Below are 13,136 nucleotides of genomic sequence, written 5' to 3' on the forward strand. Positions count from 1 at the left end.
TAAATCTTATGCTGTCTTAAAAAAAATCATAGAACGGAAGTATACTCTCATGCATAAAACCTTGATTGCGCTAGCCATAGGCGCAGCGTTAAGCCTTACTGCTTGCCAAGTAAACCAAGCCAATTCACCCGCACAGGTGCAACAAATGCAGCAAAACCCACTCCTTCAAGTCAGTCACTTGCAATACCAAGCGCCGGACTTTAGCCAAATTAACGATGAGCATTTCGCTCCGGCCTTAACTCAAGGCATGGCAGAGCAATATGCAGAAATTCTGACTATTGCCAACAATCCAGCAGCGCCAACCTTTGACAATACCTTAGTGGCGATGGAGCGCAGCGGCGCCCTATTAACTCGCGCTTCCGCGGTGTTTTATAACTTAGCCGGTTCCAACACTAATGATGTCTTGCGCCAAGTGCAATCTGACATGGCGCCCAAAATGGCCGCGCATTCTGACAATATCAATCTCAACCCTGAACTCTTTGCGCGGATTGAAACTCTGTACCATCAGCGTTTAAGTTCTGGATTAACCCCTGAGAAAATTCGCTTAGTTGAGGTCTATCATCAGAATTTTGTATTGGCGGGCGCCAAACTGAATGAAGAGCAAAAGCTTAAAATACGTGAGCTCAATAAAGAGCATTCCAGTCTCACCAATGAATTTGGCCAACGCATTATGCGCGGCAGTAAAAGTGCGGCTGTATTAGTGACTGATAAGAATTTGCTCGCAGGTTTAACTGATGCACAAATTCGCGCGGCAGCAGCCGATGCTAAAGCCGCTGGCTTTGATGGCCAATATCAGCTGCAAATCACCAACACCACGCGCCAACCTATATTGGCAAACCTTGATAACCGCGAGTTACGCCAGCAAATTTGGCAAGCATCGGCCGAGCGCGGTTTAAGTGGTGATGATGAAACCGCATCTATAGTGTCACGCTTGGCGCAGTTACGCAGCGAGCGCGCGCAGTTACTGGGCTTTGATAATTGGGCCAGTTACCGCTTAGCGCCGCAAATGGCTAAAACGCCAGAAGCTGTGTATTCCATGTTTGGCTCTATGGTGCCGGCGGTAGTAGCTAATACCAAGCAAGAAGCCGCTGCCATTCAAGCCATGATAAAAAGCACAGGTGGCGATTTCACCCTCAAGCCATGGGACTGGGAATACTATGGCGAAAAAGTGCGTCAACAGCAGTTTGATCTCGACGAAGCCAGTATCAAGCCTTACTTTGAGTTCGAGCGGGTATTAACCGATGGCGTGTTCTTCACCTTAGAGCAACTCTACGGTGTCACTATGCAGCCAAGACCGGATTTACCTGTGTATCATCCTGACGTGAAAGCCTATGAGATGTTTGATAGCGATGGCACTAGCATGGCGATTTTCTATGCCGATTACTTTGCCCGTGAAGGCAAGCGTGGCGGCGCATGGATGAGTTCATTCGTGAATCAATCAAGCTTATTAGGTAATAAGCCTGTGGTAGTTAACGTGATGAACATTAAGAAAGCGCCGGACGGTGAGCCGACCTTTGTTAGCTATGATGAAGTCAGTACCATGTTCCACGAAATGGGTCATGGCACCCATGGTATGTTCTCTAAAGTGACTTACCCAAGTTTATCGGGCACAGCGGTATCACGCGACTTCGTAGAGTTTCCATCGACCTTTGAAGAAGATTGGTCAGCGCATCCTAAGGTACTTGCTAATTACGCTAAGCACTATCAGACCGGTGAACCTCTGCCAGCTGAGTTGTTAGAAAAACTCTTAGCTTCACGCAGCTTTAACCAAGGCTTTGATACCTTAGAGTATATGGCCGCCGCCTTAGTGGATATGGAGTGGCACTCACTGCCAGCGGATGCGCCGCTGCAAGATGTCGCGAGCTTTGAAGCCAATGCCCTTAAAAAGCACGGTTTAGCCATTGAAGCCGTGCCGCCACGTTATCGCTCAGCCTTTTTCGCCCACACCTTCGCCGGAGGCTATAGCGCCAGCTATTACGCTTATATGTGGAGTGAGATTTTAGCGGCCGATGCGTTTGCCTATGTGCAAACCCAAGGCGGTTTGAATCGCGATATCGGCATGAAGTTTCGTAAAACTATTCGAGAAGTCGGTAACTCAGTAGCGCCCATGGAAGCTTATCAAAACTTCCGCGGCCAAGCGCCAACCACACAAGGGATACTTGAGCGCCGCGGCCTGACCCAATAAAGGGAAAGACACAGATAGCGCTCATCAGTAACCAGCACCCATAAAAAAACGCAACCTCAGAGTTGCGTTTTTATTGAAAGCGTTGAGCAGTGATTACGGCTTGAATCGTGTTCTAAACCAAGCGCTTAACTGCGACCTACCTTAATTTTAAGGGCAATCACACTCAAGACAAACAAGACGCTACAAGTGGCAAAACCCGCCGCCACAGATTCAGTGAAACCAAGTACGGTATAACCTATCATGCTGATCACAGCCACTATCAGCGCATAAGGCAACTGAGTCACTACGTGATCAATATGATGACAACCCGCGCCTGTGGACGACAAAATCGTGGTATCAGAAATCGGTGAACAATGATCGCCAAACACGGCGCCCGCTAACACTGAGGCTAACATAGGTAGCATCATGCTCACATGGCTACCCATGGCCATATCGGCGGCAATTGGCAACATAATGCCAAAGGTGCCCCAGCTAGTGCCAGTAGCAAAAGCGGTTAAGCCTGCCAATACAAACATTACTGCTGGCAACATGGCAAATGGAATATTGCCATTAGCTAAGCTTGCCATGTACTTACCTGTTTCTAACTGACCAATTACGCCAGCAATAGTCCAAGCGAACAGTAAGATATAAATTGCAGGCAGCATAGACAGCGCGCCTTGAGTCATACCCTTAAGCACTAACTTGGTATCTACCTTCTGCATCATCACGCCAATCAGAGTGACCACAAAACCAAAACAGGCACCAAAGAATAACGATGAACTTACTGAAGTATTTTCAAAGGCTTTGATGATATCAAAAGCTATACCTTTTTCAGTCAATACGTCGGCGCCAGAGCTCACCATAAAATACAAGGTGGCGGCAACTAATGAGCCAATAGGTAAGAATAACCCCAGTACTTTACCGGTATCTGCCTCAGGTAAATCCATATTGGCGCCTGGCGGCGTACCTTTGCTTTCATCCCACAGCTCACCTTTTTGTGCCAGCTGCTCATGGCGACGCATAGGGCCGATATCTAGGCCAAACATGGCCACACAAATCAGCAGTAACAAGGCGAAAATGGCGTAGAAGTTCATTGGTATCATTTGGATAAAGATACTTAAATGACCAGAATCGGCAATGCCATGAGTCGTTAAAATACCGCCAATCAAGGCAATAATATAAGCGCCCCAGCTAGACACAGGCGAAATCACGCACACAGGCGCCGCAGTAGAATCAAGCAGATAGGCTAATTTAGCCCGCGACACATAATAACGGTCAGTTAACGGACGACACACACTACCCACGACCAGTGAGTTGAAGTAGTCATCAATAAACACCACACAGCCTAGCAATATGGTTAATAATTTGGCGTCACGTTTGCTGCGAATACGCGCGCGCGCCCAATCAGCAAAGGCGCGAGCGGCGCCACTGACAGTAATCAATGCGGTGATCATGCCAAGCAGAACTAAGAAGCCCAGAATATATAAATTCCAGCTGTTGAATGCGCCATCAACCCATACCAGCGCAGTAACTTTACTCGCAAGATAACTGGCACTGGTCAGAGGGGTGAAATCGGTGAGCAGTAAGCTGCCCAAGATAATACCCACACCAAGGGAAACTAATACTCTGCGGGTAATTACCGCCAGTAAGATTGCAACCACAGGAGGCAAAAGTGAAAGTGCCGAATCGGCATAAGTTAATACTGTCATTATTATTGTCTTCGCTGAATACGAATGGAGGCAACTGAACTGGTGACACAGTATCACTCAAATAATCGGGATGATTATGAGTGATCAAACACCTGTCCTATCAATAGCGCTCCATAGTAAATAAACCCCGTCACCCTGACAGGAATACTATGGCAGTGTTGCTCCTTTCGGACACAACCCCAGCAGCCGACCTTGATGAGTACAACTACTTCGGCGCTAACTCCTTTTATGAACACTCTTAGGCATCACCCTAATGTTCACTACTTTTAGCTAGCGCAACCTCTACTTCAAAGGACGTCTGAAAAACGACGTGACGCACATAAAAACATAAGCGGTATTGCAATTGCTAACCCAATACCGCTTAACGTGACTAATGTCACAGATTAAATGGAATTAATCAACTCAGGGATAGCTTCAAACAAGTCAGCGGTTAATCCGTAATCAGCCACTTGAAAAATCGGCGCGTCGGCATCTTTGTTGATGGCAACTATCACTTTTGAGTCTTTCATACCGGCTAAATGCTGAATTGCACCCGAAATACCGACAGCAATATAGAGGCTTGGCGCCACAATTTTACCGGTTTGACCGACTTGTAAATCGTTAGGCACAAAACCCGCATCCACGGCCGCGCGCGAGGCACCGAGCGCCGCCCCTAACTTATCGGCCAATTGCTCAAGCAAAGCAAAGTTCTCACGACTACCCACACCGCGTCCACCAGAGACCACTATGTTGGCACTAGCAAGTTCTGGGCGGCTTGACACTGTTAATTCCTGGGATAACCACTGACTCATAGGCGCAAACACTTTATCAAGCGCTTGAATAGGCGCTTGGCTATCTTGGCTCGCACTGGCAGCAAACGCACTAGCGCGCACAGTAATGACGTTGACGGCGTCCAAGCTTTTAACTGTCGCTAAGGCATTACCCGCATAAATTGGACGCACGAAGGTATCTTTATCAAGCACTTCGATAATTTCAGACACTTGCGCGACATCCAGTAACGCCGCCACTCGAGGTAAACAGTCTTTGGCTATGCTAGACGCTGATGCCACTATGTGAGTGTAATTCGCGGCGATATCGACAATTAACTTACTAAGGTTTTCAGGTAATTGCTTTGCGTAAACGGCGTTATCGGCCACTAACACTTGCGCAGTGCCCACCAATTTCGCAGCATATTTAGCCACTTCGCTACATTCAAAGCCTGCGACTAATACATGGATATCTGCGCCCATGGCTTTAGCGGCGGTTAAGGCTTTGGCGGTATCGGCTTTGAGCGAGACGTTATCATGTTCTGCTATCAGGAGTATGGCCATTTAGATCACCTTTGCTTCATGCTTTAATTTTTCCACCAGCTCAGCCACCGAGCTTAGCATTACGCCTGCTTGTCTTTGGGCTGGCGCCTTTACATTAATCACTTGCTGATGAGCTTTTAAGGTCACCCCAAGAGCCTCAAGGCTAAACACGTCAAGCACCTTACGCTTAGCTTTCATAATATCGGGTAATTTGGCATATCTTGGCTCATTTAAGCGTAAATCCGCTGACACTACGGCCGGCAATGGCAGACTCAGATGCTGCAAGCCACCATCGATTTCACGAGTTACCAATAATTGCCCACCTTCATGTTTAACCACAGAGGCAAAACAAGCTTGAGGAATATCTAATAAGGCCGCGACCATTTGCGCCGTTTGATTATTGTCGCCATCAATGGATTGCTTACCTAATAACAGTAAGTCGGCACGCTCTTGTTGCTGCACTGCCACTAAACATTTGGCGATATCGATTGGTAATAAAGTATCTAGTGCTTCTACATGAATACCGCGATCAGCGCCTAAAGCCATGGCGGAGCGAATTTGTTCTTGGCACGCTTTATCACCGACAGTGACTACGACGACTTCCGTCGCAACGCCAGCTTCTTTTAAACGTACAGCCTCTTCAACCGCTATTTCACAAAATGGGTTCATGGCCATTTTTAAGTGATTGGTATCAACGCCTGAGCCGTCACTTAAGACTCTTACTTTGACGTTTGAATCCACCACACGCTTAATCGGCACCAAAATTTTCATGGTTCATCCTTTATTGTGCTTTAAAAAAGTTCCAGCAAAGCTTTGCTATGCCTGTTCTATCTATGAGTATCACTTTACGCATTGTTGACGTTAACGTCAACTAGAGTTAACAAGATGTTAATTTGCAATATTCGCCACTGAGATAAACCAAGAGATAAAAAAGAAATGATGACTTAATAATAAATTAAGTCATTTTTAGAGTGACCTTAGCCACTTTTTGATGAAAGCTTATTCAGGATTTAAATAGCCAAATTCAGCAGATGTGACTCATTGATGCCTTAAAATAATCTTATTTAGCGTATTTAATGATAGCATTCCTGCAATAACGCCGACTTTTTATAATTTATTATCTTTTTTTTATGTTTTTAATTAAGTTTTATTTGATTACTATCTTATAAGTTTCTATTATTTACCCAGTTGTTATAATCATAAATAAATGAATTGAGTGGAAAACCTATGAGTGAATTCTTAGAAGTACTAACCCATGCTCGTCGCTTCAAAGCCAACGTAAAAGATTTATCTTTAGATGAATTACGTGAAGTGGCTGAAAAACTGCACGCTATTATTGCTGATCGTGAAGCAAGTGCTGAAGAAGAAAATGCATTAATGGCAGAGCGTATCGCTAAAATTGAAGAAATCCGCAAGCAAATGCTGGAAGTGGGTTTATCAATTGACGATTTAGGCGTTGTTGCTGTTAAGACTCAAACCAAGAAGCGCGCCCCTCGCCCAGCTAAATATACTATTACTGTTGGCGGCGAAGTGATTACTTGGACCGGCCAAGGCCGTATGCCTAAAGTGTTCGCTAATGAAGTAAGCAAAGGCCGTAATATGGATGACTTCTTAATCTAACCATTAAGTTGTGATACCACTAAAAACCCACCCATAGGTGGGTTTTTTTGTATCTATTAATTTGTATAAAATAGTTACAATTAAACTCGACATAAGATACCAATTCCACTTCAAGTCCGTTAACATCTGCCACACATTTACAGCTAACTAGCACTCCTTATGAGCTCTCGTCGTTATTGGTTAATCAGTTTATGTCTGTTGAGTTTAGCAACATTTGCTAAACAGCCTCTAACCACAGACGCCCCCTTAGTGACAGCCCTTAGCCATGCTGATATTTATCTGTCAGCAACAGAAAAGCGCACTAATGCCACCTTATTAATAGCGGGTAATAAAATTATTGATATTGTTGCCAATGAAGCTATTCCTCCTAGCGCTCAAATTATTAATATGCAAGGCTATTCTTTACTACCAGGTTTTATTGATCCTTTCAGTGAATATGGCATCGAATTTAATTATCAATACCCAGAGACCAGTCCTCCGGTTTATTCCATTAACACTTTAGGCGGGCAGGCGCCTAATTCAGCCGTTCATGCACAAGAGCAATGGCTGCATCATTTCGCCCCTAATGTTGATAATGCTAAAAAATGGCAACAAAACGGTTTCACTAGTGTGCAAATTGCTAAACAAGACGGTATATTTCAAGGTCAGGCCGTCGCCGTATCATTAGCGCCACTGGCAACTATTAAAACCATTCTTAAACCTTATAGCAATTCATTAATATCCTTCAATAAAGGTTCATCGCCTATGGCTTACCCTGAATCATTAATGGGTACCATGGCATTAATTCGCCAGAATTTAACCTATGGCCAATGGCTAAAAGACAATGTTAATAAACTTAAGTTTAATCAATCCCCAGAAAACACCACAGTTAATAGCGCTTGGCAGGCCATAGCGAACCAATGGTCAAATACTTGGATTGTTAATGCTGGCGATCTTAATAACGTATTAAGAGCCGGCCGCTTACTCGCGGAACCCAAATTAACCACAGTATTAGTGGCCTCGGGGCGAGAATATGCGCGCATCGATGAAATAAAAGCATTAAAGGCGAGCTTTATCGTTCCGCTTAATTTCCCGCAGGCGCCGAATGTGCAAGACAGCAATATTGCGTTAGATACTTCATTAGAGCAATTACGTCATTGGCACAGCGCCCCGAGTAATCCAAGTTTTTTAGCCAAAGCTAACATCCCCTTTGCTTTTACCCAACATGCTATTGATGCCAAAGACTTTTGGCCAAGAGTGCAGTTGGCAGTAAAATCTGGCCTAGCTGCCCAAGATGCTCTCGCCGCCTTAACTTCGACGCCCGCCGCCATGATAGGCATAGATGATAACGTCGGAAAACTGGCCCCAGGTTTTATGGCCGATATAGTAGTCGCTAAAGGCGATATATTCATAGATGGCGAAATTGTTGGTGTGTATTTACAAGGGCAGCCCAATTTTAATCAAGTCACATTAGCGCAGCGCAAATTAGCTGGCGATTATCAATTACAATTTGCCGATATCAGCCTAGAACTCACGCTTAATCCCACACAATTATCCAGCAGTTATTTGCAAGCAGGTGAAGAGACGATTGATTTACTCGCGCCAACTCTCAACCAAAATCATTTAAGTTTTGCCGCCGCCATAGAGCAAAATCATAAAATGTATCGTTTCAGTTTATGGTTTGATGACTCAGGCGTGCATGGGCGCGTGTTGCTGCCGGACGGTAGCCCTGAGCCTGTTGCTGGTGTTGCTGAACTTGACTCACAAACCAATAGCGCCGCGCTTGACGCCTCAAGCCATGATCACGCGGCGCAAGTCTTTGGCGCACCTAAGCTCACCTCCCCCAACGGCGCCTATGGCAGAGAAGCCGTACCTCAGTTTGAGAAACTGCATATCCTAGGTGCCAGCGTATGGACATCAGCCAAAGAGGGGGTGTTAACCAATACCGATGTGCTGATTAGCGATGGCAAAATCACAGCTATCGGCCAGCAATTAGCAACTCCGTCAGGCTTTAAGCGCCTTGATGCTAGTGGCATGCACCTAAGCGCTGGCATCATTGATGAGCATTCTCATATTGCGCTTAATGGCGGCACCAATGAAGGCACAGATGCTGTGACTGCAGAAGTGCGCATTGCCGATGTGCTAAATCCTGATTCCATCAATATTTACCAGTCACTGGCAGGCGGCGTGACCAGCAGTCAAATACTCCATGGCAGCGCTAATCCGATTGGTGGTCAAGCGCAGTTGATTAAATTGCGATGGGGTCAAAGCGCTGAAGGGCTTAAATTCACTGAAGCCCCGGCCGCCATTAAATTGGCCCTAGGTGAGAACGTTAAGCAAAGTCATTGGGGGGATGAGTTTGTCACCCGCTTTCCGCAAACCCGCATGGGGGTAAAAAGTGTCATGGTGGATGCCTTTGAGGCCGCCAAGCAATATCAGGCTAAGCATCAGGCTTGGAATGCACTGCGCGCCAGCGAGCAAAAACAAGTACCAGCGCCCGCCATTGATTATCGCTTACAAGCTATCGCTGAAATTATTAACGGTAAACGCCAAGTCCATGTGCACGCCTATGTGCAATCAGAGATTTTGATGTTTTTACGCTTATCCCAAAGCTATGGTTTTAGCATTAGCGCCTTCACCCATGTGTTAGAGGGCTATAAGGTGGCCGATGAATTAGCCGCCGCGGGCGCAGGGGCTTCAACCTTTTCTGATTGGTGGGCTTATAAGTTTGAAGTCTTTGATGCTATACCGCAAAACGCCTGCATGCTTAACAACAAAGGCGTAGTAACCTCATTAAATTCAGATGACTACAGCATGCAGCGCCGCCTTAATCAGGAAGCCGCTAAATCCATTATGTATTGCGGCATGACAGAAATGGAAGCTTGGAACATGGTGACCATTAACCCAGCTAAGCAGCTTGGGGTAGATAAACTTGTGGGTTCAATCGAGGTGGGTAAACATGCAGACTTAGTGTTATGGAACAACAACCCTTTATCGGTTTACGCCAAAACACAGGCCGTGTGGATTGATGGCCGCCGCTACTTTGACCGTCAAGAACATCAGCAGCTTGAGCAAGCCATGATCATAGAAAAAGAGCAATTAATCCAACAAGTGCTTAATGCCGATGATAAGCGCAAAGACGGTGAACCTGAAGTTGACATCGCTGAACCTGATTGGCAGTGCGATAGCCATTATCAATTTAACCATGCGCAAAATCTGTTTAACGGAGGTCATCACTAATGGCTAAATTTAAGCGAATCTCATGCTTACCCTCATATTTGCTAGCATGCCTGCTGCTAACTTGTGTATCACCACTCGCATTCGGCTATGACATGGTGCCCGCGCCGCCGCAAACTCAAGCGTTATTGCTTAAAGGTGGTACGCTTTACACCGCCGCCGATGGCGTGCTGATAAATACAGATTTACTGATTGAACACGGCAAAATAGTCGCTATGGGTAAGCAGTTAGCCGCCAATAACGCCGAAGTCATAGATGTCAGTGGCAAACATATTTACCCCGGATTAATCGCCCTTAATACCCAAATTGGCCTGAATGAAATATCTATGGTGCGCTCCACCGTTGATAGCGGCGAAATTGGCAGTTTTAATCCCGAAATCTCATCCGCCACCGCCTTTAATGCGGATTCTGAAATTATCCCCACAGTGCGCGCCAATGGCATTACTCACGCCCACATTGTGCCAGCAGGTAACGGCTTAGTTGGCCAAAGCGTGCTGGTAAATCTCGATGCTTGGACCATAGATGATGCCAAAGTCGCCGCAACAGGGCAGCACTTAGTGTGGCCAGCGATAGATGCGCCAGCGGCAACACAGGAAGAGCGCGAAAAACAAGCCACTGAGCTTAACGAGCAAATCAGCGATATTCATAAAAACTTTGCAGCGAGCTTTCATTATTATCAAGCTGCCAAAGCCGGCGCCTTAGCGCAAAAACAGCAAAGCTATGACGCTATGCAGCCCTTATTTGAGCGGCGCGCCAGTTTATTTGTCCATGCCGATAAACTTAATAGCATAGAGTCAGCGGCGGCATTGGCGCGCCAATATGGCTTAAAACTCATCATAGTTGGCGGCTATGATGCCTGGCGCGCCGCCGATATTCTTAACGAAATCAATGCATCTGTCATATATACCCACATGTTATCTATGCCGCTGCGCCATGATGACCCCATAGACTTACCTTACCGCATACCGAGTTTATTAGCGGCCGCTAACCTGCCCTTTGCTATCGGCTTTAGTGGCGACTGGGATACCCGTAATTTACCCTTTGCCGCGGCGCAGGCCATTAGCCATGGCCTCAGCTCTGAGCTTAGCTTGCAAGCCATTACAGTGAATGCTGCCATCATGTTGGGGCAACAAGATATGGGCGTATTGGCGCCTGGCTATCGCGCCAATCTGGTCATCAGTAAAGGCGATATTTTTGACCCCAAACAGCACGGCGTTGAAGCGCTATTTATCGATGGTCGCTTAGTGGATTTAAATAACCGCCACAAGCAGCTTTATCAAAAGTACTTGAATCGCTAAACTAATCACTTCTTGGGGAGCTTAACTCCCCGACCCATTGACGGGAATTTCTAATGCGAAACATCACTCTTTTGGCCGCAAGCTTAGTGCTGCTTAGTGGCTGCGCTGGCGACTATAGTTTTCAATCTAATCTTAGTGGTAAAGCCATTGATGATTATTTCAAAGCGGGTGATGTCACGCTTTATACTCGCGACCAAGCACCTAACGGCTTATTTGAGCGTGTAAAAATGGTCGCTGGCGAATCTTGTCAGTTAGAAGCTAACTCGCCACCTGCGACTATGGCAGAAGCGCGCACCGAATTAAGACGCCAAGCGGCTGATGTCGGCGCCAATGGCGTAATGCTCAATAATTGCGTTACTTTTACCAATGAAGCTGAAGGTTGCGTGTCACGCATTCAATGTTTAGGTCAAGCCATCAAGGTTCAACCACAAGAAGATTAATCATGTCGTTTGCAAGTCAGTTACAAGCCGTGGCGGTATGCCATACCCCGTATAAACAAAAATTTGGTATACCAAGACAGCCGGGATTAGTCTCTGCCCGCGGTTATGTTGAATTAGTGGATCCCTTTAATCATGCCGATTGCGTGCGCGGTATCGAGCAATATAGCCATATTTGGCTGCTATTTTGTTTTCATGAAAACTTAGCTCAAGGCTGGAAACCCACAGTGCGACCACCGCGCTTAGGCGGCAATGAAAAAATGGGCGTGTTTGCCACCCGCTCAACCTTTAGACCCAACGGCATAGGTCAGTCCGTGGTAAAACTGCACGGCATAGTCAAACGTAAAGGCAAAGTGTGCTTAGAAATTTCCGGCATGGACTTACTCGATGGCACGCCAGTGGTAGATATTAAGCCCTATATTCCGTTTTCTGATGCCATTGTTGATGCCAAAGGCGGCATAGCTCATGACGCGCCGCTGCAAATTAACGTGTCTTTTACTCGCGATGCTAAAGAACAAGCTCTGGGTTATGCCAAGAGCGAAGATAGACCAGATTTAGTGAGCCTAATTGAAGCGGTTCTCGCTCAAGACCCGCGCCCGGCCTATAAAAAAGCAAAAGATGATGCCAAAGGCTATCAAGTCGCGCTTTATGATTTAGACATTTTATGGCAAATGGATGGGGGTAACGCCTTAGTGACTGCCGTGATCCCAGCGCAGGCGTTAGCTAAGTCATGAGTGAAGTTGCTAAACCTGACTACCAAACTCAGCATAAAAAACGCTTATCTTGGATGCCATGGCTGTATTTTTCCCTAAAACCTAAGCACTTGGCTTGGGCTAAGCCTTGGCAAGAGCAAGTGCAAGCGCAGTTGATGGCCCTTGAAACCGTAAGCATTGGCGCTAATTGCTTTATCGCCCCTGAGGCTGAGCTATTTGCTGAACCTGGGCGCGATATCAAAATTAACGATCAATGCATGATTGCTGCCCAGTGCTTTATTCATGGACCTGTCACTTTAGGGCGGGAAGTCGCCATCAATCATGGCTGCTCGTTAGATGGTGGCAGCAAGGGCATTATCATTGGCGATCAAACCCGCATCGCTAATCAAGTCACCATTTATGCCTTTAATCATGGCATGGCACCTAATGCCCCGATTTATCAACAAAAATCTAATTCGTGCGGCGTCATCATAGGTAAAGATGTGTGGATAGGCGCGCAGGCCGGCATAGTCGATGGCGTCACTATTGGCGATCACGCCGTAATTGCTATGGGCTGCATGGTCAGTAAAGATGTGCCCGCTTACGCCATTATGGCCGGCAATCCTGCCCGCATGATAGGCGATCGCCGCGAGAAACCAGAACTTGCCCATCAAGTGAGCGCAAATTAACGATAAATATTGGCTTTAGAGG

Annotated in this window: 10 protein-coding genes and 1 riboswitch; of the genes, 7 read left to right on the plus strand and 3 right to left on the minus strand. The window is 46.4% G+C overall.

Translation table 11 applies throughout. The annotated features are described in order from the left end of the window. The first annotated feature begins 49 nt into the window (after nt 1–49). Entirely contained in the window at nt 50–2,185 is a 2,136-nt protein-coding gene (locus FJQ87_RS14605) for a M3 family metallopeptidase (RefSeq protein WP_140933236.1), read from the plus strand. Between the two features lie 125 nt (nt 2,186–2,310). Here the strand turns inward: FJQ87_RS14605 and FJQ87_RS14610 are convergent, their stop codons facing one another. The 3 genes from FJQ87_RS14610 to FJQ87_RS14620 all read right to left on the minus strand — a co-directional run bounded on the left by FJQ87_RS14610 (nt 2,311) and on the right by FJQ87_RS14620 (nt 5,933). Then, the gene (locus FJQ87_RS14610; protein WP_140933237.1) at nt 2,311–3,873 is read right to left on the minus strand and encodes a Na+/H+ antiporter NhaC family protein; all 1,563 of its coding nucleotides are present in this window, start codon (nt 3,871–3,873) and stop codon (nt 2,311–2,313) included. Between the two features lie 96 nt (nt 3,874–3,969). Continuing rightward, nucleotides 3,970–4,166, minus strand: a riboswitch (Lysine riboswitch). A gap of 90 nt (nt 4,167–4,256) precedes the next feature. Beyond that, a complete protein-coding gene (locus FJQ87_RS14615) occupies nt 4,257–5,183 on the minus strand; it encodes an FAD-binding protein (RefSeq protein ID WP_140933238.1) in 927 nt (308 codons plus the stop codon). Then, nucleotides 5,184–5,933, minus strand: a complete 750-nt coding sequence (locus FJQ87_RS14620; protein ID WP_140933239.1) for an electron transfer flavoprotein subunit beta/FixA family protein — start codon at nt 5,931–5,933, stop codon at nt 5,184–5,186. Nucleotides 5,934–6,389: 456 nt separating this feature from the next. Here FJQ87_RS14620 and FJQ87_RS14625 point away from each other — a divergent pair, with 456 nt between their 5' ends. The 6 genes from FJQ87_RS14625 to FJQ87_RS14650 all read left to right on the plus strand — a co-directional run bounded on the left by FJQ87_RS14625 (nt 6,390) and on the right by FJQ87_RS14650 (nt 13,114). Continuing rightward, complete coding sequence (locus FJQ87_RS14625; RefSeq protein WP_140933240.1) at nt 6,390–6,782, plus strand: H-NS family nucleoid-associated regulatory protein; 393 nt, start codon at nt 6,390–6,392, stop codon at nt 6,780–6,782. A 159-nt stretch (nt 6,783–6,941) separates the two neighbouring features. Then, nucleotides 6,942–10,001 carry an amidohydrolase family protein gene (locus FJQ87_RS14630; protein WP_140933241.1) on the plus strand — a complete coding sequence of 1,020 codons (3,060 nt, stop codon included), beginning with the start codon at nt 6,942–6,944 and terminating at the stop codon, nt 9,999–10,001. Between the two features lie 92 nt (nt 10,002–10,093). Continuing rightward, entirely contained in the window at nt 10,094–11,296 is a 1,203-nt protein-coding gene (locus FJQ87_RS14635) for an amidohydrolase family protein (RefSeq protein ID WP_240778745.1), read from the plus strand. Between the two features lie 53 nt (nt 11,297–11,349). After that, a complete protein-coding gene (gene rcsF, locus FJQ87_RS14640) occupies nt 11,350–11,736 on the plus strand; it encodes an Rcs stress response system protein RcsF (protein WP_140933243.1) in 387 nt (128 codons plus the stop codon). Nucleotides 11,737–11,738: 2 nt separating this feature from the next. Beyond that, nucleotides 11,739–12,467 (plus strand): tRNA (N6-threonylcarbamoyladenosine(37)-N6)-methyltransferase TrmO, encoded by a 729-nt coding sequence (tsaA, locus tag FJQ87_RS14645; RefSeq protein ID WP_140933244.1) that lies wholly within the window; start codon nt 11,739–11,741, stop codon nt 12,465–12,467. Next, nucleotides 12,464–13,114 carry an acyltransferase gene (locus tag FJQ87_RS14650; RefSeq protein WP_140933245.1) on the plus strand — a complete coding sequence of 217 codons (651 nt, stop codon included), beginning with the start codon at nt 12,464–12,466 and terminating at the stop codon, nt 13,112–13,114. Before tsaA ends, FJQ87_RS14650 begins: the two co-directional genes overlap by 4 nt. Nucleotides 13,115–13,136 lie beyond the last annotated feature (22 nt).

It is taken from the genome of Shewanella sp. SNU WT4 (assembly GCF_006494715.1).
Classification (GTDB): domain Bacteria; phylum Pseudomonadota; class Gammaproteobacteria; order Enterobacterales; family Shewanellaceae; genus Shewanella.

Excerpts from the sequence above, each read along its gene's own strand:
- FJQ87_RS14630 (WP_140933241.1), top strand. The coding sequence starts at position 6,942 with ATGAGCTCTCGTCGTTATTGGTTAATCAGTTTATGTCTGTTGAGTTTA.
- FJQ87_RS14615 (WP_140933238.1), bottom strand. The coding sequence starts at position 5,183 with ATGGCCATACTCCTGATAGCAGAACATGATAACGTCTCGCTCAAAGCC.
- FJQ87_RS14620 (WP_140933239.1), bottom strand. The coding sequence starts at position 5,933 with ATGAAAATTTTGGTGCCGATTAAGCGTGTGGTGGATTCAAACGTCAAA.
- rcsF (WP_140933243.1), top strand. The coding sequence starts at position 11,350 with ATGCGAAACATCACTCTTTTGGCCGCAAGCTTAGTGCTGCTTAGTGGC.
- FJQ87_RS14635 (WP_240778745.1), top strand. The coding sequence starts at position 10,094 with ATGGTGCCCGCGCCGCCGCAAACTCAAGCGTTATTGCTTAAAGGTGGT.
- FJQ87_RS14650 (WP_140933245.1), top strand. The coding sequence starts at position 12,464 with ATGAGTGAAGTTGCTAAACCTGACTACCAAACTCAGCATAAAAAACGC.
- FJQ87_RS14625 (WP_140933240.1), top strand. The coding sequence starts at position 6,390 with ATGAGTGAATTCTTAGAAGTACTAACCCATGCTCGTCGCTTCAAAGCC.
- tsaA (WP_140933244.1), top strand. The coding sequence starts at position 11,739 with ATGTCGTTTGCAAGTCAGTTACAAGCCGTGGCGGTATGCCATACCCCG.
- FJQ87_RS14610 (WP_140933237.1), bottom strand. The coding sequence starts at position 3,873 with ATGACAGTATTAACTTATGCCGATTCGGCACTTTCACTTTTGCCTCCT.
- FJQ87_RS14605 (WP_140933236.1), top strand. The coding sequence starts at position 50 with ATGCATAAAACCTTGATTGCGCTAGCCATAGGCGCAGCGTTAAGCCTT.